Genomic DNA, 24,900 nt, shown 5'->3' with positions numbered 1-24,900 from the left:
CGGCTCAATCAACCGGCACAAGCGGCTTTGTTTCCGTGCTCTCTCGCGGCGGCCAGGCCCAGGCGCGCAGCAGTTCGTAGAACACGCTGAGCACGATCGGCCCGAGAAACAGCCCCAGCAGCCCATAGGATAGCGTGCCGCCGATCACCCCGATCAGGATAACCAGCATCGGCGTCGAGAGACCTTTCGCCATCAGGATCGGCTTCAGCACATTATCGACCAGCATGATCGGCACCGCCACGACGGTGAGCGCCAGAGCGACCGAGGTCGGCCATGAGAGCCAGCCCCAGATGATCGCCGGTACGAGGACCAGCCCCGGACCCAGCTGCATGACGCAGAGCATGAAGATGATGAAGGTCAGTGCGCCCCGTGCGGGCAGATCGAAGAAGGCGAAGCACAGGCCGCACATCAGCGTCTGCAGGAAGGCAACGCCGATGACGCCGCGCGAGACATTCCTGACCGTCGTTCCCGCGAGCTTGGCGAAGCCGACGCCCCGGTCGCCGGCGATACGGCTTGCCAGAACCTGAATGGTTTCGGCCAGCCGCGTCGACTGGGTGAGGAAGAAGCCGGAGAGGATGACGGAGGCGACGAAGCTCAGCACGCCGCCGCTGATCGAGGCGAGCTTGGCGACCACGATGCCCATCACATGCAGGATCGGCTTTTGATATTCGATGATGTTGGAGGCGAGATCGCCGGCCACCTTGTTCCAGCCCGCATAAAGGCGTTCGCCGATAACGGGCCATGCGCGAATGCTCGCGGGGGCTGCCGGCAGCGCGAAGCTCTCCGCCTGGAGCTTGCCGACCAGCCCTTCCACCGCGTCGGCGAAGTTGACCGCCACGAGCGCCACGGGCGCTATAATCAGCACGAGGCAGGCGACGACGATGACCGTCGCGGCAATCACCGGCCGGTTGCCGATCAGGCGCGAGAGCGCGTTGAACATCGGGTAGAGCGCGACGGCAAGGATGGCCGACCAGACGACGATCAGCGCGAACGGCGCGATCAGAAGCACCGTCCAATAGGCGAAGAGCCCTATGATCCCAAGGCGCACAAGGTCGCTGACCCTTGCCTCGATCGAGAACTGTCCGGCGTCCTTTGCCGCCATGCCCACGTCGTTCGTCTGCTCCATCGTCATAACCCGCGCCGCGAGCCCCCTTGCGCGCCTGGCGTCATTGCGTCGTGTCGGGCACGACGTGGCGGACGCTGCCGTCCTCGATGAAGTCCGACGGGCGCTTCTGGCGCTTGCCGAGATCGGGCTCCTCGAACTTGATGCGCTCGTAGGGGATGGACTGCAGAATGTGCGATATGCAGTTGATCCGGGCGCGCTTCTTGTCGTCCGAGGGCACGATCCACCATGGAGCGTGATTGCTGTCGGTCATCCGGAGCATCTCGTCATAGGCGCGGGTATAGTCCCACCAGCGCTGGTAGGACTCGACGTCCATCGGGCTCAGCTTCCACTGCCGGACCGGGTCGTCGATGCGGCGCCGGAAGCGACGCTCCTGCTCCTCCTCGCTGACCGTCAGGAAGTATTTGAGCAGCGTCACGCCACTCTCGACGATCGCCGCCTCGAAACGCGGCGCGAGCTCGAGGAAACGCTGCACCTTCTTCTCGCTGCAGAACCCCATGACGCGATCGACGCCGGCGCGGTTGTACCAGCTGCGATCGAAGATCACGACTTCGCCGGCGGCCGGCAGATAGTTGATGTAGCGCTGCATGTAGATCTGCGATTTCTCGCGTTCGGTGGGGGCGGGCAGCGCGATGACGCGGAAGACGCGTGGGCTGACCTTTTCGGTGATCCGCTTGATCATGCCGCCCTTGCCGGCGGCGTCGCGGCCTTCGAAGACGATGACCACCCGGGCGCCGGATTTCTTGACCCACGCCTGGAGATGCGCCAGTTCCACCTGCAGGCGGGCGATCTGCTTGTCGTAATCCCACGCCTTCTTTTTCTTCTTGTCCTTGCCGTTGGACTTTGCCGATGGCTCCGGGTCGTGGCCCTTGGTTTCCAGTATCTCGTCCATGGTTCTCCCTCCGTGCTCTTAAACCGTGCTGCCTGCCGATGTCGTGCTCGCCTGGTCGTAATTTCCGATCAGCGCGCGCAGCGCTTCTTCCCGGCCGTTGAAGATGTTGTCCGGGCCGATCGTCCTGATGACGCCGGCGCGGCTCAGAATGCCGCGGCTCTCCTCGCTGAGGTCGGCGATGGCGAAGGTGATGTTGCGCTTGGCGAGGATCTCGGCCACGGCCTCGAGCGCGGTGGCGCCCGTGCTGTCGATATGGGTAATCGCGCTGGCATCGAGCACCAGGCAGCGGGTCTCGGCCGGCAGGTTGCGCGCCACCGCAGTCAGGCGGTTCCTGATGTAGTCGGCGTTGTAGAAGAGGATGCTGCCCTGGACCGCGAAGACGGCGGCGCCATCGACCGGGCGCGCTTCGGGGTGGCGGGCAAGGTCGAAGAAGCCGTGCCGACCTTCGATGCGGCCGAGCAGGCCGTCGCGGGGAAACATCGTCTGGCGCAGCAGATAGACCAGTGTTGCGGCCACCGCGACGATGACGCCGTTGAGCACGCCGAAGCTGATGGCGCCCCACATGGCGATCAGCGCGAAGATGAACTCCATGCGGCTGATGCGCCAGATCTTGCGCAACTCGTGGACGTCGATGAGGCTGATCGCCGCCATGGCGAGGATCGCGGCCAGCGCCGGAATGGGAAGGATGCGCAGCGCGCTGTGCAGGAAGACGAGGGCCGCGATCAGCGTTGCCGCCGAGACGAGGCCGGCCGCCTGCGAGACGCCGCCGGTCGACAGGTTGATCGCCGTGCGGGAATCCGAAACGCTGATTGGAAACGAGCCGAACAGCCCCGGCGCGATGTTGGCCGCGCCGAGGCCTATCAGCTCCTGGTTCGCATCGACCTCTTCGCCGGTGCGCGAGCCGAAGCTGCGGGCCGCCACGATGCCCGCGCCGAAGCTCACCAGAAAGATCGCGGCGGAGCCGAGTATGATCTTGTCGAGTGGCATCTGGTGGAGCGCGGGCAGCGAGAAGCTTGGTAGGCCGCTCGGGATGTCGCCGACGACGGCGATGCCGCGCCCCTGAAAATCGAAGATGGCCGAGAGCACGACCGAGAGGACGACGACCAGCACCGGCCCCGGAATCTTGAGCTGGAAGGCCCGGACGAGCCACAGCAGCGCGAACATCGCGAGCCCGAGGAGCAGCGAGGGCCAATGGATCAGGCCGCTCTTGCCGGCGATCTCGACGAGCGGCGGGACCAGCCCGTCGGATTCGATCTTCACGCCGGTGAAGCGGCCGATCTGGCCGACGAGGATCGACAGCGACACGCCGGCGAAAAAGCCGACGAGGATTGGGCGCGAGAGGAAGCTTGCGAGAACGCCGAGGCGCAGCAGCTTGGCGGCGATGCAGCAGATGCCGACGCCGAGCGCGAGCGCTGCCGCGATGGCGACCCGATCGACCGGCGTGCCGGCGGGGTAGGCGGCGACAATCGTGCCCATGGCTGCGGCAAGCACCGTCATGGTCGCCGCATCCGGGCCGACGACGAGGAGCCGCGAGGGGCCGAAGATCGCATAGGCGATCGGCGCGACGATGCTGGCGTAGATACCCGTTTCCGGCGGAAGGCCGGCAATGGCCGGATAGGCGATGGCGCTCGGCAGGCCGACGGCCGCAATCGACAGCCCGGCCGGGATATCGCTCTTCAGCCAATCCCTGCTGAAACCGCTCAGGCCTCGCAACATCGGAAGACTGCCTATCACCGTGGGCTCCTTATCACTTCGTCATCGGCATTCCCATGTTCGTGCCGGCCCCACCCGCCAGAGCGGGGCCGGCCTTCTCCCCTCAGTGTTCAAGGAAGACGTAGTTCATCCAACTGCTCATTCTGAGCAGCACCTTTCTCAAGACCGCGACGTGGTGCCAGTGGTGGGTGTAGACGGCCACCTCGGCGACGACACCGCCGGGTAGCTGGTAGCCCTCGGTGCTCTCAAGGAGCTCGATGCTGGCGATCGTCTGGCCGGGGGCTGCGCGTTCGGGCGATTGCGGGTCGATCAGCGCGCCGGAGGGCTGCAACTGACCTTGCGCCATCACGTCGATGATGCCCTGCACGCGGGCCTTGAAGATCTTGCCCGGGACCGCCTTGAAGGCCACCTCGGCATCGTCGCCGACATTGACGCGTTGCAGCGAGTTCTGGATGAAGGCGGCACCCAGCATCTGGTCCTGGCTGTCGATGAAGACCATGACCGGGCGCAGCGGCAGCGGGTTCGCCATCATGCCCGGACGCAGGAAGACCTGGGTGACGTAGCCGTCGCTCGGCGCGCGGACCGTCGTCTGATCGAGCTCGTATTCAGCGTTGGCAAGCTCGGCCTGCAGGCGGGCGACGGTGGGGTTCGTGCCGTTGATTTCCGATTCATAGGCCAGTTTTGCCTGCGTGGCCTGGGCGCGGGCGGTATCGACCGCGGCCTCGGCCGTCAGGTAGAGGCCCCTGCGGTTTTCGACTTCGAGTTCGGAGTAGACGGCGCCACGACCGCTCGACTTGGCGTTTTCGTTGGACGCCTGGAATTTCTCGAAGGCCTGCAGCGAACGGTCCCTCGAGGCTTCGGCGCCGGTGACGGCCGCGTTGGCGGCGTCGAGTGCCGCTTTCAATTGCAGCACCGTCTGCTTGGCCTCGGCGAGTGCCGCCGTCTTCTGGTCGACCGTGAATTGATAGGGGCGTGGATCGATGCGGAAGAGGACGTCGCCCTTCTTCAGCGGCGCATTGGGCGTCACCGGCACCTCTACCACCTGGCCGCCGACCGTCGGGATGACGGGCGCGGAGGTGAAGTAGATGCGCGCGTCGCTGGTGTAGGGATGATTGTAGCTCATCAGCAGCAACAGCGTGCCGATCAGGAAGATGCCGCCGAGAACCGATGTCGCCAGCGTCCACTGGTTCACCGGAATGCGGAAGATCTTGAAGATTGCGTAGCAGAGCGCCGCGTAGGTCAGTATGAGAAGCAGGTCCATCAGGCGTTCTCCCTCTCCGATGACTGGCCTTCCGACTGGCCTTCGAGTTCCGCGATGCGTGCATGCAAGCGTGCGATTTCAGCGTTGGCCTCCTGCGCCGGCGACAGTTTGCCATCGCTGCGGATGCCCCAGCCGCGATCCTCGCGGTAGATCGTTGCCCAGATGAACAGGAACGGCCAGATGGCGTGGAGGGTGAACAGGCTCACCCATCCGGCGACATGGATCGCATCCTGATGCGGATGGTTTCTGGCCTTTGCCATCAGGTGCGGGATGTCGTGGATCGCGATCACCGCGTAGAACAATGTGATCACGACGAAGAACAGAACGCCCAGTGCGAAATAGTCGAGGAACACGGTTTTTGCCTTTCGACAACGAATGGTCGACCTCAGCGGGTGCGGGGAATACGCAAAAACAATAGACCTGCGTGGGCGGAGACGCCCGTAGCATCACGTAACATCTATCGGATCAGGGGCGGGCGAGGGGCTCTTCGCTGTCATGCGAGACATCGCCGATCGTCGACCTTAGCGCGCGAATTGACGTGGTCCGCGTCCGTCAATCGTCAACCGCACGGAGCGCGGATGCCGCGTATCTTCGCGTATCTTACGTCTGCGTCCGTGCTCAATCGCCCTATAATCAGCTGGTCTTCCTGGGGGGAGATCGGCGGTGGGGGGTGCGATGAGCTGGAGAGTAAGCAATACGCCACGACTGTCCGCTCTCGCCGTCGCCGAGGTTCATTTCCCCGATCAGGCCAAGAGGGTCCGGCATCTGTACCAGGTGAGCGAAACGTTCCGCAGCATGTGCGAGGACCTCGCGGTGATACTGGAGACGCTGACCCATCTCGACGATCTTCCGCGCACGGAGCGGGAGGCGCGTCGGCAGGAATACAAGGAATTGGAGAAAGCGCTTCTCAGCGAAATCGGCGAGGCGCTGTCGCAATCGAACGTCGTATCGCTCAAGCGCTCCTGAGCGCCCGGACGTGGCCCGGACCCCGGAGCGCGCCAAGAGCAGCATTCATCGCCATTTGCACGGAAAGGTCGACGCGTCATGAAATCAAGATCGTTCAGACTAACCGCTGGCCTGACAACTGGTTTGACGGCGCTGGCGCTCATCTCCATGCAGGAGCCATCCTTCGTGTTCGCGCAAACGGCGGCTCCCGCTGCCGCGCCGGCGCCTGCCGCGCCTGCTGCCGCGACCGACCTCTTGTCCGAGGATGAGCTGGAGGTGCTGGTCGCGCGTATCGCGCTCTATCCGGACGAGTTGGTCGCCGCGATTTCGGCTGCGTCGCTTTTCCCGCTGCAGATCATCGAGGCGCAACGCTTCCTGGACTCCAAGAAAAAGAACGCCGATCTCAAGCCCAAGGATGACTGGGACGGCAGCGTCATTTCGCTGCTGAACTATCCCGACATCGTGAAGATGATGAGCGACGATCTCGACTGGACGCAAAAGCTCGGCGATGCGCTGACCAACCAGCAGAAGGATGTGCTCGTTGCCATCCAGCAGCTGCGCGACGAGGCGGTGGCGAAGAACATCATCAAGACGGACGACAAGGTGACCGTCGTCACCGAAAACAACAATGTGGTGATCCGTCCGACCGATCCTCAGAAGGTCTACATCCCGCAATATGAGCCGCAGATGCTCTACGAGCCCGGCTACGCGGCAGAGCCGATCTCCTACTATCCGAGCTCTTACGACAATTACTACTATCCGGGCGCCGCGTTCTTCGCGGGGGCTGTCACCGGCGTCGCCTGGGCGGCGATCGTCAACTGGGACGACTGGGGTGTCTGGGGCGGACGCTGGAACGGCGATGTCGATATCGACTGCAACAACTGCTTCAACGACCGGAACTTCAACGGCAAGGTCAAGTGGAACGATGTCGACTGGACGAAGGTCGATCGCAGCAAGCTCAGCATCGACAAGAGCCAGTTCGCCAACCTGGATCGCACGGCGATCAAGTCCGGCCTTGAAGGCGACAAGCGCAACCAGCTGAAGAACCAGGTCGGCGACCGCCGGGCGGATCTCGGGGCAGGAGGGCGCAACACAGCGGCGCGCGCCGACGACATCCGCAAGGGAACCGTCAATGGCCTGAAGACCAACGGCAAGCCGGGCATCGCCAACAGGCCGGCGGACCGGCCGAATGCCGGGAACCGTCCCGCGAATGCATCTCGGCCGGACGCCCGTCCCGGCAATGCCGGGGCCAATCGTCCATCGAAGGGCAATGTGAAGAAGAATTCCGGCGCGCCGAAGATGGCGGCGAGGCCGGACAACCGTTCACGGCAGCCCAACGCGCTCGGCAACCCGCAATCGTCAGGACGCCGAGAAGCGATCGCGTCCCAGCGTGGCGGCCAGAGCATGGGCGGCGGCCATCGCGGCGCTCCGCGCGCCCAGAGCCGCCCGGCACCCAGGTCTTATGCCGGCGGCGCCGGACGTGGCGGTGGCGGTCATTCGCGTCCGCCGCCACGGCGCGGCGGTGGCGGCGGTGGAAGACGATAGGATCTGACCGGGTTTCCAGAGCCAATGGAGGCAACCATGGCATTGCGACTGAAGTTGATGCGTTTGCTGGTTGGTGTGGTCTTGCCCTTGACGTTCGCAAGTTCGTCTATGGCGCAGACCGCTCTCTCGGAGTTCATCGGCAAGGCGCCGCAACCGTCTTTCGACACGCCTGACATGGCGCTCGACAAGCTGAAGGCGGTGCTTGCGGCGAACGATCTGAATGGGCTTGCGGAACTGCTCGGGCTGAAGGCCGACAAGCTCAAGGACAACAACGCGGCCATGGTCAGCTACGCGCTGATCCGCGAGGGCGCGTCGCGGCTGATGAAGCTGGAGGATCTCGATGGGCGCAAGGTCGTCGCCATCGGCGACAGGCTCTGGCCGCTGCCGTTTCCGCTGACGAAGGGCGCGGACGACAAGTGGACGTTCGAGACGCGCACCGGATTGGAGGAGATCGTCAACCGCCGCATCGGCGAGAACGAGCTCGCGACGATCGAGACCATCCATAATTTCGTCATCGCCCAGCACATCTATGCTTCGGAGGATCGGACTGGTTCTGGCATCTACGAGTATGCGCAGAAGCTGATCAGCTCGCCCGGCAAGCGGGACGGTCTGTACTGGCAGGCAGGCCCCGGCGACGAGGACAGCCCGGCCGGCCCACTGATCGAGACCGCCGCCTTCGGCAAGGCCAAGCGCGGCGAGGGCTACTTTGGATATCACTACCGGATATTGACGGGGCAGGGCGACAACGTGCTTGGCGGCAAGCAGAGCTATATCGTCAACGGTCACATGACGGCGGGCTTCGCGGTGATCGCGTGGCCGGTCAAGTACCGGGTGACGGGTGTGCAGACATTCATCGCCAATGGCATGAGCGTCATCTACCAGCGCGACCTCGGGCCGGAGACGGAGAAGAAGGCGGCGGCGATCAAGAGCTTCAATCCCGACAACAACTGGTCGGTCGTTTCCGAATAGGCTCAAACGCATCGGGTGGCGGTTGTCCGAAACAACCGCCACCCGTCAAATCGATGTGCCGTCTCAGCCCCTCCCGGGGCTTTATTTGACTGGGGGTTCCCAGGTCAGGAACAGGCCGACATCGCCGGGCATGCCCCCGGGGAAATCGATGATCATGGCCTTCAAGCCATAGCCCTGAGGCTTCGCCAGCTGCTCGAAGAGGTCGAGCAGTTCCTTGGCCTTGCCCTGAAGCGTCTTCTGCCATCCTGGAAGGCTGTTGTTGATGGCGCGGCCGCCGTCGTCGCAGAAGCTCGAGGGGAAGCTGTAGATCATCGCTTCGTACTTGCCATCCGCCGCGGCCTTCATGACGAGGCGCTTGATCATCGCGCGTTCCTTCTCGTCGATATGCTCGCGGAAGAAGTCCTCGACGAACTCGGCATGCTTTTCAGCCTCTCGAGCCTTGATCTTCTCGTCGCGCTCCATTTCGGCGATCTGGAGCTCAAGGGCGCGTTTGCGCAATTCTTCGGCGCTGGCCATGGAATGGGGTGCGGATGTCTGCGTCGATGTCATCTCTACGTCCTCCAAGTTCATCCTTCTGGGATGATAGGGCGGATGGAGAGGCGAAGGCAGTATGATACGCGGGGGTGGCTGTAAGATACGGTATGTTACGGCTATGGCCCGGAATGGCCTGGAAAAGGTTTCAAATGCCGGTCGTCGAGGTCGATCCTGGCCTCCTTGCAATCGTGTGACGGCTTCAATTCCGGCCGGCCAAGGCCGATGTGCGTTACGGTAATATACGCTCCATTCGCGCGACATCATGCCATCGTCCCGCCCGTCGATGTGACCAGTCAGGGACGGATAGGATGAAAAGATCAAGACGAGGGATTCTGATAACGGCCGTTGCGTGTGTCTCCATGGGCCTTGCCTGGGGAGCCTCGGCGCAGACCTTGAGCTACGCGGATGCGGTGACGAAGCTCGCAAGCGATTGCGGCGCCGACATCCAGAAACTGTGCAAGGGACTGAACCTCGGCGGCGGCCGCATCGCCGATTGCCTGCAGCAGAACGCGGCCAAGATTTCGCCGAGCTGCAAGGCTTCGCTCGGCACCGTCTTCCAATCGATCACGCAGCGCGAACAGGCGCAGACGGCCTATGAACGCGTCTGCCAGCGCGACATGTCGAAGAGCTGCAACGGCATCAAGGGCGACGGCTTCGTGCTTGCCTGCCTGATCAAGAGCAGCCGCGCGTCAGCGATGAATGCAATCAGACGATCACCAATGCGGGATGGAGATGAGACGATGAAGCGGGTTCTTTCGAAAGCAATCATTCTCGCGGCGGCGGTTATCCTCGTTCCCGCCCTGACATCGGCGCAGGAAGTGTCGCAGGAGCGCATCGTCAAGGGGCTCGGCAAGCTGACCTCCGCCGCGCCGGCCATCGATCTGGAAATCCTGCGGCAGGAGGCGATCAGCGGTGGCAGCAAGCAGATGTCGGAGCTGCCGAACTGGAAGCGTATCGCCAAGCTGCCGCAGATGGTGGTCGAGATCAATTTCGAGAACGATTCCGTCGCGATCCAGCCGAGTTCCTACCGCACGCTCGGCCTGCTTGCCGACGCGCTGCACCACCCGAACCTCTGGGACTATAAATTCCTGGTGGTCGGGCACTCCAGCTCGACGGGCGACGAGAAACACAATCTCGATCTCAGCGAGCAGAGGGCGGCCGCCATCAAGGAGGCCCTGTCCACGACCTTCGCGGTCGACCCGCAGCGGCTCTATGCCGTCGGCGTCGGCGAGTACATGCCGATCCCGGGCACGGATACAACAGGATCGAACAACCGGCGCGTACAGCTGATCAATCTCGGCGTCTTCACCAAGAAGTCCTGAGGTCGTCTTCAAGCAAGCCGGAAGCTGGTGAAATATTTCCCGCATGCGTCTGGCAGACACTGAATAAGAATAGATGAAACGACCCGCGTGGAGCGATCCGCGCGGGTCGTTTCATTTCGGGCAAGTTTCTTTGCTCAGCCGGGCATCTGGCCAATCCGAGACAGCGTGACGCCAGCTTCGACCGCTATGGGTCGCCTCACGGTGTAAGCTGATACAATTCGGGATATACGCAATGTTGAACATCGTCGTACCAATGGCAGGGCATGGAAGCCGCTTCGCCAAGGCCGGCTATACTCTCCCCAAGCCACTTCTGCCCGTGCACGGCGTGCCGATGATCCGGCTGGTGATCGAAAACCTTCGCCCGTCCGTCGAGCATCGCTTCATCTTCATCTGCCAGGCCGCGCATGTCAGGGAACACGGGTTGGGCGAGAACCTGCGCGCCTGGGCGCCGGGCTGCGAGATCTTTCTCGTCGAGCAGGTGACCGAGGGCGCTGCCTGCACGGTGCTTCTCGCGCGTGACGAGATCGACAACGATCAGCCGATGATGATCGCCAATTGCGACCAGTATATCGACGTCGATATCGACGATTACCTTCGGGCCATGGGCGACCTCGACGGGATGATCATGACCATGACGGCGGATGATCCGAAGTGGAGCTTCGTTTCCTTCGGTGCCGATGGCTATATCGACAACGTCGTCGAGAAGCAGGTGATTTCCGATCACGCGACCGTCGGGATCTACAATTTCCGCAAGGGCTCGGACTTCGTTTCCTATGCGGACCGGATGATCGAGCGCGACTTCCGCGTCAACGGCGAGTTCTACGTGGCGCCGGTCTATAATTTCATGATCGAGGACGGCTCGAAGATCGGCGCCTATTCGATCGGCTCCGTCGATGCCGGCATGTACGGTCTCGGTGTGCCCGAGGATCTCACCCATTTCCAGAGCCTGCCCTTGTCCGTCGACGTGACGCGCTCGCTGGGTGCCTCGCTATGATCGAGGTTCTCAGCCATCGCGGTTATTGGAAGACGCCTGAGGAGAAGAACTCGGTCGAGGCCTTCGTTCGCTCCTTCTCGCTCGGCTTCGGCACCGAGACCGACGTGCGCGACAGCCAAGCTGACGGCGCGCCTTCGATCGTCATCTCGCACGACATTCCGCGCGGGGGAGAGATCTCGTTCGCCGAGTTGCTCAGGATTGCCAAGCAACACGGCTCGCCGTTGCTGGCGCTGAACATCAAGGCCGATGGTCTGCACGACATGCTGGCCGAAGTGCTCTCGAGCGAAGGCTACAGCAACTATTTCCTGTTCGATGCATCGGTTCCCGATCTCATCCAGGGCGTGAAGCGCAAGATGGTCTCGTTCACGCGTCTCAGCGAATATGAGCGCGAGGCGTCGCTGTATGACGACCCCGGTGTGACCGGTGTGTGGATCGACAACTTTCTGCCGGGGCGCTGGTACGACGCGGCGCTGATCGGGCGCATTCTCGCCGACGGCAAGCAGGCCACGCTGGTGGCGCCGGATCTTCATGGCCGGCACGACGAATATGAACCATTTCTCCAGTGGCTGGTGTCTTCGGGGCTCAACGAGCGGGACGGGCTTTCCGTCTGCACCGACTTTCCGGAGCGCGCGCAACTGATTTTGACAGGCCGGGACGCAGCATGACCACGCTTAAGGCGATTATCTTCGACATGGACGGCGTGCTGATCGATGCACGCGAATGGCACTATGAGGCGCTGAACCGGGCGCTCGAGCTCTTCGGATACACCATTCCGCTGCACGAGCACCTGACGATCTTCGACGGCCTGCCGACACGGCGCAAGCTCGAGATCCTGACGACGACGCGCGGGCTTCCCGAGGCGCTGCACGGCTTCATCAACGAGATGAAGCAGCTCTACACGACAGAGATGATCCACACCAAGTGCAAGCCGACCTTCAAGCAGGAATACGCGCTGGCGCGGCTGAGGGAAGACGGATACCGGCTTGCCGTGGCGTCGAACTCGATCAAGAGCACGGTGTCGCTGATGATGTCGCGAGCCGCACTCGACGGTTATCTCGAGTTCCAGCTCAGCAACGAGGACGTCAAGCACGGCAAGCCGAGCCCGGAAATCTATGTGAAGGCGATCACCATGATGGGTCTTGCGCCCGAGGAATGCCTGATCGTCGAGGATAACGAGAACGGTATCAAGGCGGCCAAGGGTTCCGGCGCGCATGTCATGGTGGTGAACGATATCGCGGATGTGAACTATCCCGCGATCACCGAGACCATTCGAAAAATCCACGGTTGATGAGCTTGCGATGAATATTCTGATCCTGATAGCCGGCGAGCCTCGCATCCAGGCGATGGAAGCCTATCCGACCGCGCTGGTGGAAATCAACGGCGTACCTCTGGTGCAGCGGCAGCTGGCTGAATGCGCCAAGATCCCCGGCCACCGCATCATCGTGGCCATGCAGAAGAAAGACCTGGCGCGCTACCACCTCGATGAGGTCGTGCGCCTGCTGTCGCCGGAGGCCGCGGTGGTCTCGGTCGAGGACGGCACGGAGGGAGCCGCCTGCACGGCGCTGCTCGCCGCCGGCTATATCGACAACGACCAGCCGCTCTTGATCCTCAACGGCGACGAATTCCTGACGGTTCCCTTCGACGGCGTCATCCAGAACTTCGTGGAGCGTGAGCTCGACGGCGGCACGATGACCTTCAAGTCGGTGCATCCGCGCTACTCTTTCGTCCGGCTCGACGAGCAGAACATGGTGGTCGAGGCGGCCGAGAAGCATCCGATCAGCGACAACGCGACGGCCGGCTTCTACTATTTCCGGCAGGGGCGCGATTTCGTGCGCGCGGCGAAGAACGCGATCCGCAAGGACGCCCGGCACAACAACATGTTCTATGTCTGCCCCGTCTATAACGAGATGGTGCTCGAGGGGAAGAAGATCGGCATCTTCCCGATCAACGCCAAGGATTTCCATCCGATCAAGTCGGATCGCCAGCTGATCGAGCTGTCCGTGACCGAAGGTGACAAATGAGCGATAAGCCACTCACCCTCAACGACATGATCGGCGGCTGGTTCATCGGCGATTTCGACCCCACCGTCGTCAAGACGGATGCGTTCGAGGTCGGCGTGAAGCATTACGTCGCCGGCGACAAGGATGCGGCGCATTACCACAAGATCGCGCGCGAGATCACGCTCGTCATCTCCGGCACGGTGCGGATGATCGATCAGGTGTGGGAAGCGGGAAGCATCATCGATATCGAGCCCGGCAAGGTCAATCAGTTCGAGGCGCTGACCGATGCGACGGTGACCGTCGTGAAGATCCCGAGCGCCAAGAACGACAAGTATCTCGTCTGATTTACCTAGAGCAGGGCGTTCGCGGATGGTTTCGCGGGCGCTATGCTTTCAGGACAAGCCTATAAAGCAAAACGCCCGCATCGATCATCTCGACGCGGGCGTTTTGCATTCCCAGGCGTGTTGGTTATTCCGCGCGGATTTCGTGCAGCACCATGCCGGTGCTGCCGGCCATGCTGGTCAGCCGCGGACGGTTGAAGACCGTGTAGAGCGGGTTGTCGCATTCCGGGTTGGCGAACAGCGTGTTGGTGTCGAAGTATCCGTCCTCGATGAATTTCATGTTGTCGTGCATCGTGCGGAGATAATAGTACATCATGTGCAGATGACCTCGGTTGGCCAGCTGGTTCATGATCAACGCGTTGTGGAAGGCGGGAATGGCGGCCTTGCCGATCACGTGGATCGCATCGCCGACGCGGCGGTGATCGCGCCAGTAGTCGCGGTATTCCCTCCATGTGAAGTGGATGCTGTTGATGTCGATCTTAAGGTTCCAGGCGTCGAACGGCTTCTTGAAAGCCAGATCGAAGCGGACCACGACAAGCGCGTCGTATTCGGTCTTCTGGAATACGTGCTTCAGCGCTTCCTTGTAGGTCTCGGCCTGCGAGCTGCCGTTGGGGTCGAGCAAGATCAGTTCGCATGGCGCGAATTTTTCCTGCAACTCGGCGAGCGCCGGGCTTTCATATGTCGCCAGATAGACGATCGCATCCGGATTCCTGGCGCGGATCGGCGCGATCACGTTCTCAAGCAAGGACGTGGCGTTGTCCCGCCCGTCCATCGGCAGGCCGAAACGATCCTTTTCAAGAAAGTTATGGCCTCTAATCAATATAGACAGTCGCATTCTGGTCGTCCCTATCACCCATATAGCTCCATGAACGCTATTTTACTTGTGCCGGGCTTGCCTCGGGGGTGATTCCGTGTGCGCTGCAGCATTCTTGCCGCCCTCCCGGGTCCGGTTGGCGGGAATGGCCCAAAAATGGTCGGAAATTGTTGACGGCGGGCGGGGCTATGCTGCTGGGGCAATGCGCCGGCATTTGTTATCCGACGCTTCGAATCATCATGTAACTTGCTGCTTCATGATGATTTCGCGTTATTTCTATAATATTTCTAATAGCTCATCTTGCGATTAAGGAAGCAAAACATGTTTGGAGAGGGGTTTTTCTCCTTCCTGTTCTATCATTTTGACGGGATGCGGTAAGTCCTGTTTGGTGTGCGCGATCATTGTTGCAATCGCCAGTCGACTGTCCGGTTTCGGCTTAAAAAAATACGTAGTGTGCCAATTGCATCTAAAAAACTGACGATTTAAACTTCCGGCGACCGAATCTGTAACAAGAGTGCAGCTCAGCTACAGTCGACGTTAACTCGAAATTAAAGACTGCCGAATAAGAGTTTTACTGCTCGCGATAGCTCTGCCGAGGGGCGCGGTTGGCCGGTGGGTCCATGATGGACGCTGGTAAATGGTGCCGGGGGTTAAGAATTTCGCGTTCACTGGCGTAGGGATCAGAGCCGCTTTGGCTCTGGGCGCATGATGCCCTCCTTTTGCGCTGGCTCGTCCGAGCCATGTTTAGTTTGACCCAATTTTGTTCCGACAGGAAACCCGGATCGTCGATGCCGACGACGCCGTGTGGCCGGCTTAAGTGCGGCTATGCGCGTCTGACCGACGAGGCGGGATGATGTCTTTTGATCAGCTAACGCGAGGGGCGCTCGTCCATGACTTCCATTGTAACTTCTCTGACCGTCAATCAGATCCGGGCGCTGTCGACGACCGCGATCGCGAACCTGACATCCGATGACGTGGCACAGCTCACGACAACGCAGATCAAGGCACTGAGCTCCACGCAGCTCGGCGCGATCGAAACCCAGGACTTCGTTGCTCTTTCTTCCCAGCAGATGAGCGCCGTAACGGCGACCGCGCTGGTTGGCCTCAAGCTCGAGCAGCTGGCAGTTCTTTCCACGGCACAGCTCGGCGGTTTCTCCACCGCGCAGGTCGCCGCTCTCTCCACCACTGAAGTCGCGAACCTCTCGTCCGAGCAGATCGGCGCTCTTTCGACCGGCCAGGTTGCCGCTCTTACCTCGAAGCAGATCGCTGCGATGGGTACGGAAGACGTCGCTGCCTTCACGACCGGCCAGATCGCCGTTTTGAAGACCACGCAGCTGGGCGCGCTCTCCTCCGCACAGATCGCCGGCCTCTCCACGGACCAGGTCGCTGCGTTCACCTCCACTCAGGCCGCTGCACTGACCTCGGTTCAGCTTGGCGCCATCTCCTCCGACGGCATCGCTCTGTTCTCGACCGACGAGATCGCGGCCATCAGCACCAAGGCTCTTAGCGGCCTTACCACCGATAGCATGGCAGCGCTCAACAGCGACCAGATTATCGCGCTCAAGACCAGCCAGATTGCACTTCTCAGCAGCGCCCAGTTCGGCGCGCTGGATTCTGATCAGGTCGGCGTTCTCACGGGTGCGCAGATCGGCGCTCTCGGCTCCAAGCAGCTTGCTTCGCTCTCCACCGACGTCATTGCATCGCTCTCGACCGACCAGATCGTCGCGCTGAAGACGACACAGGTCGCAGCACTCACCACCGACCAGCTCGCAGCACTCGACGTCAACCAGGTCGGCGCATTCAGCTCCTCGCAGACCGCTGTTCTCTCTTCCGCACAGTTCGGCGCACTGACCACCGACGACATCGCGACCTTCACCACCGACGAGATCGCGGCCATCAGCACGAAGACGCTGGCCGGCCTGTCGACCGCAACGCTCGCAGCCCTCGACACGACGCAGTTCGCAGCGCTCAAGTCCAGCCAGATCGCTCTCTTGACCACCTCGCAGGTCGCATCGCTGGGTTCGGAAAAGGTCGCAGCGCTCAAGAGCGACCAGGTCGTCGCCCTGACCTCGAAGCAGCTTGCAGCTCTCACCACCGATGATGTCGCCGCTCTCAGCACCGACAACGTTGCCGCCATGAAGACCGGCCAGATCGCCGCTCTGAACAACGGCCAGATCGGCGCCATGTCTTCCGAGCAGATCGCCGCACTCACCAGCGCCCAGATCGGTGCGATGACCTCGTCGGAACTCGCTGCCCTCAGCACCGACGACATCGCGACCTTCACGACCGACGAAATCGCAGCGATCAGCACCAAGGCTCTCACCGGCCTGTCGGCCGACGCCATCGGCGCTCTGAAAAGCGACCAGGCTATCGCCCTGAAGTCGAGCCAGATCGCTCTGCTCAGCACCGGCCAGATCGCCGCGCTCAGCACCGACAACGTCGCTCTCCTGACCAGCGACCAGGTCGGCGCCCTGAATTCCAAGCAGATCGGAGCGCTCACCGCTGACGAAATCGGCGCGCTCACGACCGACAATATCGCTATCCTGAAGACCACGCAGGTCGCGGCCCTCAGCGCGTCGCAGATCGGCTCGATGTCGTCCGATCAGGTCAAGGCTCTGACGAGCTCGCAGATCGGCGTCCTCAGCTCCGCACAGCTCGACGCGATGTCGACGGATGGCGTCGGCTCGTTCACCACGGATGAAATCGCCTCCATCAGCTCCAAGGCTCTGACGGGTCTCTCCACCGACGACGTTGCTGCACTGAGCAGCGACCAGATCGTTGCGCTGAAGTCGAGCCAGATCGCCCTTCTGAGCAGCGCTCAGCTCGGCGCCATCTCCACCGACAACATCGCTCTCCTGAAGAGCGACCAGGTCGTCGCGCTGACCTCCAAGCAGCTCTCCGGTCTCTCCAGCGACGCCGTCGCTGCGATTTCCACCGATAACGTCGCAATTCTGAAGACGGCACAGATCGCCGCCCTGACGACGGCGCAGGTCGGTTACCTGTCTACCGACCAGGTCAAGGCCCTGACGAGCGTACAGGTCGGCTCCCTGACGGCCGGCCAGATCGGCGCGATGTCGAGCGACGACATCAAGACGTTCACGACCGACGAAATCGGCGCGATCAGCACGAAGGCTATCGCACAGCTCTCCACCGATAGCCTCGCCGCGCTGGATAGCGACCAGGTCAAGGCTCTGAAGTCGACCCAGATCGCGTCCCTGACCACCGGCCAGGTCGCGTCGCTGACAACCGACCAAGTGGCTGCTCTCGGCAGCGACCAGGTCGGCGCCCTGAACTCCAAGCAGATCGCCGCTCTCTCGACGGATGAACTTGCTGCCCTGACGACCGACAATGTCGCCATCCTGAAGACGACGCAGATTGCCTCGCTGAGCAGCCTGCAGATCGACGCGATGACGTCCGACCAGGTCAAGGCTCTGACCAGCACGCAGGTCGGCGCACTGACCTCCGGTCAGCTGCATGCTCTGTCGAGCGAGGACATCGCGACCTTCAGCACCGACGAAATCGCTGCGATCAGCACGAAGGCTTTCTCGGGTCTCACCACGGAAGCGGTCAACGGCCTCAGCAGCGACCAGGTCGTTGCGCTGAAGTCCAGCCAGATTTCCGCCATGGGCACCATCCAGCTCAACGCGCTGACGACCGACAACATCACCAAGCTGCTGAGCGACCAGATCCTGGCGCTGAGCACCAGCCAGCTCGCTTCGCTGTCGACCGATGAGGTTGCCGCGATCTCGACGGACAATGTTGGTCTCTTGAAGAGCACGCAGGTAGCGGCACTGACGACGGCTCAGATCGACGCCATGTCGACCGATCAGGTCAAGGCACTGACGACCGGTCAGGTCGCGGTTCTGACGGCTGCCCAGATCGGTGCAATGTCGAGCGACGACATCGTGACGTTCTCGACCGACGAAGTCGGCGCGATCAGCACGAAGGCCATCGCACAGCTCTCCACGGACAGCCTCGCTGCCCTGGATACCAACCAGTTCGCCGCTCTGAAGTCGAGCCAGGTCGCGCTGCTCACCACCAGCCAGGTCGCATCGCTTTCGACCGACAAGATGGCTGCCATGGGTAGCGATCAGCTCGGCGCCCTGAACTCCAAGCAGATCGCCGCTCTGACCACGGATGACATCGCCGTCATCTCCACGGATAACGTGGCTCATCTGAAGACCGGCCAGATCGCGGCCATGACCACCGACCAGCTCAATGCGCTGACGGCTGATCAGGTCACGGCACTGACCGCCGACCAGATCGGTGCAATGTCCTCGACCCAGCTCGCGGTCATGACCACCGACGACATCACATCGTTCTCGACCGACGAAATCGCGGCCATCAGCACCAAGGCACTTGCCGGTCTGAGCACCGCCGATGTCAACGCGCTGACGAGCGACCAGGTGAAGGCTCTGAAGTCGAGCCAGATCGCTCTGCTCAGCACCGGCCAGATCGCCGCGCTGTCCACCGACAACGTCGCTCTTCTGAGCAGCGAACAGGTCGGCGCCCTGAACTCAAAGCAGATCGCGGCACTGTCCACGGACGAAGTCGCGGCACTCAGCACCGACAATATCGCCCTGCTGAGCTCGGGCCAGGTTTCCGCTCTGAACAACACGCAGATCGGCGCCATGACCTCCGACCAGATCAAGGCCCTGACCAGCGGTCAGGTCGGTGTTCTGACCGCCGACGAGTTCGCTGCAATGTCCACCGATGACATCGCGACCTTCTCGACCGACGAAATCGCGGCGATCAACACCAAGATCATCGCGGCTCTGTCGACAGACACGCTTGAGGCGCTTGACACGAACCAGTTCGCTGCGCTCACCACCGGTCAGGTGGCACTGCTCAGCACCTCTCAGATCGCGTCGCTCACGACCGATAAGGCAGGTGCCCTCAGCAGCGACCAGATCGGCGCTCTGACAGCAAAGCAGATCGCGGCAATCAGCGCTGCTGACGTTGCGGTTCTGTCCACCGACAACGTGGCGCTGCTGAAGACCGACCAGGTGGCCGCTCTCACCACGGCGCAGATCACGGCGATGTCGTCGGATCAGATCAAGGCCCTGACCAGCACCCAGATCGGCGTGCTGAACTCGGCCCAGCTCGGCGCCATGTCGACTGATGGTGTCTCGTCCTTCACGACAGACGAGATCGCCTCGATCAGCACCAAGGCGCTGACCGGCCTGAGCACTGACGATATCAGCGTGCTGAGCAGCGATCAGTTCAAGGCTCTGAAGACCGGCCAGATCGCCCTTTTGACGACCGGCCAGCTTGCCGCGATCAAGACCGACAACATCGCTCTCCTGTCTTCGGATCAGGTCGGTGCGCTGACGGCGGTCCAGGTCAAGGGTCTGACCACCGACGAAGTCGCGGCTCTCACCACCGACAACGTCGCTGTGCTCAAGTCGACCCAGGTCTCTTCGTTGACCACCGACCAGATCACCGCCATGTCGTCGGATCAGGTCAAGGCACTGACGAGCGCTCAGGTCGCGGTTCTCACCGCTGCCCAGATCGGCGCGATGGATACGGACGATATCGGCTCGTTCTCCACCGACGAGATCGCGGCCATCAGCACCAAGGCTATCGCGGAACTCTCCGCGGCCAGCATTGAGGCAATGAGCACCGATCAGTTCAAGGCTCTGACGACGAACCAGATCGCGCTTCTGACCACCAGCCAGATCGCCTCGCTGTCGACCGACAAGATGGTCGCCATGAGCTCCGATCAGCTCGGGGTCCTGACCGCCAAGCAGGTTGCGGCGCTCAGCACCGCAGACATCGCGGTCCTGACGACGGACCAGGTGGCTGTGCTGAAGACCGGTCAGGTGGCTTCGCTGACGACGGACCAGATCGAGGCGATGACCTCCGATCAGGTTCAGGCCTTCACCAGCAGCCAGATCGCGGTGATGAGCTCGGCGGAGATTGCCGCGATGTCCAGCGAGGACATCTCGACCTTCACGACCGACGAAATCGCGGCGATCAGCAACAAGGCTCTGGCTGGACTGCAGACCGAAGACATCGCGGCCATGAACAGCGACCAGCTGGGCGCCTTCACCTCGACGCAGGTGCCGGCTCTGAACTCGGCCCAGGTCGACGCGGTTCTCGCAGCATACGCAGCGCTGAACCCGTAAGCCGGAACCAGACCGAAAATAGAGACGCCGCCCGATCACATCGGGCGGCGTTTTGCGTTTTGGCAGATTGAGCCAGACAGCCTTGTCATCAGGCGTTCTACGGCGTTTCGCGGGCCAATCAGCCAGCCCGACGCAAGCTCTATCCGATAGCAAGGAGCCCGACGCTTTCGTGCGTCTGTTGACCTCAGGCCATCCGGCCACCTTGCCGTAGGACGTCCATGAACGCGAACACCGCCATTGCATCGAGCCAAGTCTCTCCAATCGCAAACATTTTGGAGCAGGCACGCCATCAACGCCTGTCGCTTGGCGACCTGATCGCCGTCGCGGAAGGTCTCGCGAACGCCGACCAGCGGCAGCAGGCGGCCGAGCTCTACAAGACGTGGATCGCGTTCAACGACAGCAATCCGTTGCTGCATCTCGCCTATTTCAACTATTCCGTCGTCTCGCGTAATGCCGGTGACGTGGCCGGCGCGATCAGCGCGCTGCGTGCCTGCCTGAAGATCGATCCGCGTTTTGGCCCGGCGCATATCAACCTCGGCCGTGCGCTTGAGGATTGCGGTCTCGGCCATCAGGCCGTCGAGCAATGGCGCAGCTATGTCGAGATGACCAGCGACATTACCAGCGAGCGCATCGAGCATCGCCTGATGACGCTTCAGCATATCGGCCGCGTTCTTGAGGGCGGCAACGTGCTGGAGGCGGCGGAAACCACGCTGTGGCAGGCGATCGAGCTGCAGCCGAACCGGCCGGAGGCCGGGCAGCACTGGACGTCGCTGCGCCAGCGGCAGTGCAAGTGGCCGATCCTGACGCCGTCGATCCATGTCAGCGCCCGCCAGCTGCTCGACGCCATGTCGACGCTGACGCTCTCCTGCTACGCCGACGACCCGCTCTATCAGCTGGCCAAGGCCTATCGATACAACAAGACGCTCGTCGGCCGCCCGAATCTTTCGGCCTTCCCGCGCAAGCCCGCGCGCGTGAAGACCGGCACCGGCCAGCGCCTGCGCGTCGGCTATGTCTCGTCGGATCTGCGTGATCACGCCGTCGGCTTCGCGCTCAGCGAAGTGCTGGAGCTGCACGACAAGACGACCGTCGAGATCTTCGGCTATTATTGCGGTGAGCCGCGCACCAATGACGCGACGCAGGAGCGCATCAAGGCGGCCGTCGATGGGTGGCGCGATATCAGCGCGCTCAGCGATACCGATGCGGCCAACCTCATCCGCAAGGACGAGATCGATATCCTGATCGACGTCAACGGCTACACCAAGCATGCCCGCACGAAGCTGTTCGCCTATCGTCCGGCGCCTGTGATCGTCAATTTCTGCGGCTATCCGGGCTCGATGGGCAGCCCCGTGCACCAGTACATGATCGCCGACGAGACGATCGTGCCTGTTGAAAACGAGATCTACTATACGGAAAAGGTCCTGCGGATCGCCTGCAACCAGCCGATCGATCGCAAGCGCCAGATCGCCGCGACGCCGACCCGCACGCAGGCGGGCCTGCCCGAGGATGCCTTCGTCTTCGCCTGCTTCAACGGGATGCAGAAGATCAGCGAGCCGTGCTTTGCCCGCTGGATGACGATCCTGGCTGCGACGCCGGGCAGCGTGCTCTGGCTGCTCGCAGCAGACGAAGCCGTGAACGACCGCCTCGTGCAGGCCGCCGTCAAGGCCGGCATCGATGCCGAGCGGATCATCTTCGCGCCGAAGGCGCCGAACGCGCATCACCTGGCGCGCATTGCGCTTGCCGATCTCTTCCTCGACACCTTCCCCTATGGTGCTCATTCGACTGCGGGCGACGCGATCACGATGGGCCTTCCGGTACTCACGGTCCCGGGCAAGAGCTTTGCCTCGCGCTTCTGCAACAGCATCGTTGCCGCCGCCGGTGTGCCGGAGCTCGCCTGCAGCGGGCCTGATGATTACGTCAAGCGTGCGATCGGCTTCTTCAAGGATCGCGCAAGCCTTGCCGCCATCCGCCAGTCGCTGAAGGACAAGCGCGAGGGCAGTGCGCTTCGCGATATTCCAGGTCTCGCCCGTCGTCTGGAACAACTCTTCTGGCAGATGCAGGGCGAAGCCGAGCGCGGCGAAACGCCGGTGCCTGATCTCAGCAACCTCGAGGCCTATTACGAGATCGGCGCCGAGCTCGTGCAGACGCTCAGCGAGTTCGAGGACGATGCAAGCTATCGCCGCCACTACCGCGAGAAGCTCGCGCAGTGGAACGACTACGCGCCGCTCGCCATCGATACGCGCCTGTGGACGGAGCCGACGGCTTAACGCCGCCGGTCCATCCTCAAGGGTTTCAACTTGCCGCAAGGCCACAGGCAACGGGTGCTTTAGAGAATGCAGGGGAATGGAAAGATCGTGATCGTCGGCGCCGGACTGTCGGGCGCCGTGATCGGGCGAGAACTGGCGCTGGCGGGGCACAAGGTCGAGATCCTTGATGCCCGCGACCATATCGCCGGCAACTGCCACACCGAGCGCGATGCCGACACCGGCGTGATGGTGCATGTCTACGGACCGCACATCTTCCATACCGACGATGCCGAGGTCTGGGACTACGTCAACGGCTTCCAGACCTTCATGCCCTACAAGAACCGCGTGAAGACGACGAGCAAGAGCCAAGTCTATTCGCTGCCGGTCAATCTGCACACGATCAACCAGTTCTTCGGCAAGACGCTGCGTCCGGATGAGGCAAAGGCGTTCATCGAGGAGCAGGCCGACAAGACGATCACCGATCCGCAGACCTTCGAAGAGCAGGCCATGCGCTTCGTCGGCAAGGATCTCTACGAGGCCTTCTTCAAGGGCTATACCGAGAAGCAGTGGGGCTGCTCGCCGACCGAGCTGCCAGCCTCGATCCTGAAGCGGCTGCCGGTGCGTTTCAACTACGACGACAACTACTTCTTCCATAAATTCCAGGGCATGCCCGAGAATGGCTATACCGACATGATCGGCCGCATTCTCGACCATCCCAATATCACGGTGAAGCTGAGCACGCGTTTCGAGCGCGCCGAGCATCCGGATGCCAGCCACATCTTCTATTCCGGCCAGCTCGACGGCTATTTCGACTATGAGGCCGGACGTCTCGGCTACCGGACGCTCGATTTCGAGCGCTTCAGCTATGACGGCGATTATCAGGGCTGCGCGGTCATGAACTACGGCGACGCCTCGGTTCCGTTTACGCGCATCACCGAGCACAAGCACTTCTCTCCGTGGGAAGAGCACCAGGGCTCGGTCTGCTACCGCGAGTTCTCGCGCGCCTGCGGGCCTGATGATATTCCCTACTATCCGATCCGGATGGTCGAGGAGAAAGAACAGCTGGCGCAATATGTTACGCGTGCCGAGAAGGAAGAGGGCGTCACCTTCGTCGGCCGCCTTGGCACCTATCGCTATCTCGATATGGACGTGACGATCCGCGAGGCGCTCGACACGGCGCGGCTCTATCTCTCGACGCTGTCCGAGAGCACCCGCATGCCGGCTTTCCTGCATCGTCCGGTCTGACCGAAACCTCTTCGTCGCTATTGCGAAAGGCGCTGGCTGCAAGGCTGGCGCCTTTCTCGTTTACAGCGTCGAATTTCGACTTTGCGGCGTTCGATCCGACAAGACGCGCGTCCATCAGGCAATCACATATTGGTGAACTGGCAGTCGCAGCTTGTCCGGAAGGCGGCTTTGGCTTTCGTATAGCGTTGTATTCCTTTGAATATATTGCTCTGCTGATGCGGCAGCCGGCGCTTTGGTGAGGGCGCTGTATTTCGAGTGTGGCGCGTAACAAAATGGCTGCGCCGCCCGTACTTGTTGTCAGACACACTTGATACCGTCGAGGAGACCACGAGATGATGAATAGACGCAGACTGCTTTTCAGTGCCGGCATTGCCGCGATCGGCCTGCCGCTTGTTCTCGGTCGTTCGAAGGTTTCGGCCGCTGAGACCTTTCCCGTCACCCATACGGATGCCGAGTGGAAGAAGATGCTGACAGCGGATCAATATGCCGTCCTGCGCGAGGAGGGGACCGAGCGCCCCTTCACCAGCGCCCTGCTTCACGAAGAGCGCAAGGGGAACTTCGCCTGCGCCGGCTGCGGACAGGACGGTTTTGCATCCGCGACCAAATTCGACAGCGGCACGGGATGGCCGAGCTTCTGGGCGCCGCTTGACGGCAAGGTCGTCGGCACGACGCGCGACACGCAGTTCGGGATGGTGCGCGAGGCGGTGCATTGCGGCCGTTGCGGCGGGCATCTCGGGCATGTCTTCGACGACGGGCCGCAACCGACCGGCCTGCGCTACTGCCTGAACGGCGTCGCTTTGACATTTCATCCGGCTTCGGCCTGATCAACGG

The 24,900-nt window shown here is 62.1% G+C and carries 20 protein-coding genes; 13 read left to right on the top strand and 7 right to left on the bottom strand.

The window, feature by feature from the left end; translation table 11 throughout:
- Positions 1 to 4: 4 nt before the first annotated feature.
- The 5 genes from QTL96_RS22505 to QTL96_RS22485 all read right to left on the bottom strand — a co-directional run bounded on the left by QTL96_RS22505 (position 5) and on the right by QTL96_RS22485 (position 5,342).
- Positions 5 to 1,126, bottom strand: a complete 1,122-nt coding sequence (locus QTL96_RS22505; RefSeq protein WP_289729267.1) for an AI-2E family transporter — start codon at positions 1,124 to 1,126, stop codon at positions 5 to 7.
- 40 nt (positions 1,127 to 1,166) lie between these two features.
- The gene (ppk2, locus tag QTL96_RS22500) at positions 1,167 to 2,015 is read right to left on the bottom strand and encodes a polyphosphate kinase 2 (RefSeq protein ID WP_047514045.1); all 849 of its coding nucleotides are present in this window, start codon (positions 2,013 to 2,015) and stop codon (positions 1,167 to 1,169) included.
- A gap of 18 nt (positions 2,016 to 2,033) precedes the next feature.
- On the bottom strand, positions 2,034 to 3,749 hold the full coding sequence (locus QTL96_RS22495; protein ID WP_289729266.1) for a SulP family inorganic anion transporter: 1,716 nt from the start codon (positions 3,747 to 3,749) through the stop codon (positions 2,034 to 2,036).
- 82 nt (positions 3,750 to 3,831) lie between these two features.
- A complete protein-coding gene (locus QTL96_RS22490) occupies positions 3,832 to 4,989 on the bottom strand; it encodes an HlyD family secretion protein (protein ID WP_209191432.1) in 1,158 nt (385 codons plus the stop codon).
- Positions 4,989 to 5,342: a DUF3302 domain-containing protein gene (locus QTL96_RS22485; protein WP_289729265.1), complete on the bottom strand. Its 354-nt coding sequence runs from the start codon at positions 5,340 to 5,342 to the stop codon at positions 4,989 to 4,991. The genes QTL96_RS22490 and QTL96_RS22485 overlap by 1 nt, the downstream gene beginning before the upstream one ends.
- A 322-nt stretch (positions 5,343 to 5,664) precedes the next feature.
- On the opposite strand from QTL96_RS22485, the gene QTL96_RS22480 reads away from it, so the two are divergent.
- The 3 genes from QTL96_RS22480 to QTL96_RS22470 all read left to right on the top strand — a co-directional run bounded on the left by QTL96_RS22480 (position 5,665) and on the right by QTL96_RS22470 (position 8,448).
- A complete protein-coding gene (locus QTL96_RS22480; RefSeq protein ID WP_111564061.1) occupies positions 5,665 to 5,955 on the top strand; it encodes a hypothetical protein in 291 nt (96 codons plus the stop codon).
- Between the two features lie 78 nt (positions 5,956 to 6,033).
- Positions 6,034 to 7,479 (top strand): DUF3300 domain-containing protein, encoded by a 1,446-nt coding sequence (locus tag QTL96_RS22475; protein ID WP_289729264.1) that lies wholly within the window; start codon positions 6,034 to 6,036, stop codon positions 7,477 to 7,479.
- A 57-nt stretch (positions 7,480 to 7,536) separates the two neighbouring features.
- On the top strand, positions 7,537 to 8,448 hold the full coding sequence (locus QTL96_RS22470) for a DUF2950 domain-containing protein (protein WP_289729291.1): 912 nt from the start codon (positions 7,537 to 7,539) through the stop codon (positions 8,446 to 8,448).
- A gap of 81 nt (positions 8,449 to 8,529) precedes the next feature.
- On the opposite strand, the gene QTL96_RS22465 is transcribed toward QTL96_RS22470, so the two are convergent.
- Positions 8,530 to 8,997 (bottom strand): hypothetical protein, encoded by a 468-nt coding sequence (locus tag QTL96_RS22465; RefSeq protein ID WP_289729263.1) that lies wholly within the window; start codon positions 8,995 to 8,997, stop codon positions 8,530 to 8,532.
- A 725-nt stretch (positions 8,998 to 9,722) separates the two neighbouring features.
- Between QTL96_RS22465 and QTL96_RS22460 the strand changes: the two genes are divergently transcribed.
- From QTL96_RS22460 to QTL96_RS22435, 6 genes are all read left to right on the top strand, one after another.
- On the top strand, positions 9,723 to 10,304 hold the full coding sequence (locus tag QTL96_RS22460; protein WP_289729290.1) for an OmpA family protein: 582 nt from the start codon (positions 9,723 to 9,725) through the stop codon (positions 10,302 to 10,304).
- Between the two features lie 232 nt (positions 10,305 to 10,536).
- Complete coding sequence (locus QTL96_RS22455; protein WP_289729262.1) at positions 10,537 to 11,298, top strand: glycosyltransferase family 2 protein; 762 nt, start codon at positions 10,537 to 10,539, stop codon at positions 11,296 to 11,298.
- Positions 11,295 to 11,963, top strand: a complete 669-nt coding sequence (locus QTL96_RS22450; RefSeq protein ID WP_289729261.1) for a phosphodiesterase — start codon at positions 11,295 to 11,297, stop codon at positions 11,961 to 11,963. The genes QTL96_RS22455 and QTL96_RS22450 overlap by 4 nt, the downstream gene beginning before the upstream one ends.
- Complete coding sequence (locus QTL96_RS22445) at positions 11,960 to 12,586, top strand: HAD family phosphatase (protein WP_289729260.1); 627 nt, start codon at positions 11,960 to 11,962, stop codon at positions 12,584 to 12,586. Before QTL96_RS22450 ends, QTL96_RS22445 begins: the two co-directional genes overlap by 4 nt.
- Positions 12,587 to 12,596: 10 nt before the next feature.
- The gene (locus QTL96_RS22440) at positions 12,597 to 13,319 is read left to right on the top strand and encodes a glycosyltransferase family 2 protein (protein ID WP_018896998.1); all 723 of its coding nucleotides are present in this window, start codon (positions 12,597 to 12,599) and stop codon (positions 13,317 to 13,319) included.
- The gene (locus tag QTL96_RS22435; RefSeq protein ID WP_289729259.1) at positions 13,316 to 13,642 is read left to right on the top strand and encodes a hypothetical protein; all 327 of its coding nucleotides are present in this window, start codon (positions 13,316 to 13,318) and stop codon (positions 13,640 to 13,642) included. Before QTL96_RS22440 ends, QTL96_RS22435 begins: the two co-directional genes overlap by 4 nt.
- A 124-nt stretch (positions 13,643 to 13,766) precedes the next feature.
- Here the strand turns inward: QTL96_RS22435 and QTL96_RS22430 are convergent, their stop codons facing one another.
- Positions 13,767 to 14,474, bottom strand: coding sequence for a hypothetical protein (locus QTL96_RS22430; protein WP_289729258.1), 708 nt, complete (start codon positions 14,472 to 14,474; stop codon positions 13,767 to 13,769).
- Positions 14,475 to 15,343: 869 nt separating this feature from the next.
- On the opposite strand from QTL96_RS22430, the gene QTL96_RS22425 reads away from it, so the two are divergent.
- From QTL96_RS22425 to msrB, 4 genes are all read left to right on the top strand, one after another.
- On the top strand, positions 15,344 to 20,581 hold the full coding sequence (locus tag QTL96_RS22425) for a hypothetical protein (RefSeq protein ID WP_289729257.1): 5,238 nt from the start codon (positions 15,344 to 15,346) through the stop codon (positions 20,579 to 20,581).
- A gap of 218 nt (positions 20,582 to 20,799) precedes the next feature.
- Complete coding sequence (locus tag QTL96_RS22420; RefSeq protein WP_289729256.1) at positions 20,800 to 22,845, top strand: glycosyl transferase; 2,046 nt, start codon at positions 20,800 to 20,802, stop codon at positions 22,843 to 22,845.
- Between the two features lie 66 nt (positions 22,846 to 22,911).
- Positions 22,912 to 24,069, top strand: coding sequence for a UDP-galactopyranose mutase (gene glf / locus QTL96_RS22415; RefSeq protein WP_289729255.1), 1,158 nt, complete (start codon positions 22,912 to 22,914; stop codon positions 24,067 to 24,069).
- 332 nt (positions 24,070 to 24,401) lie between these two features.
- Positions 24,402 to 24,893, top strand: coding sequence for a peptide-methionine (R)-S-oxide reductase MsrB (gene msrB, locus QTL96_RS22410; protein WP_289729254.1), 492 nt, complete (start codon positions 24,402 to 24,404; stop codon positions 24,891 to 24,893).
- Positions 24,894 to 24,900 lie beyond the last annotated feature (7 nt).

Origin of the sequence: Rhizobium sp. S163 (assembly GCF_030380805.1) — a bacterium.
In the GTDB taxonomy this organism is placed as follows: Bacteria; Pseudomonadota; Alphaproteobacteria; order Rhizobiales; family Rhizobiaceae; genus Rhizobium.
The sequence above is the reverse complement of the archived record's forward strand: the minus strand, read 5'-3'. Positions and strand labels throughout refer to the sequence as shown.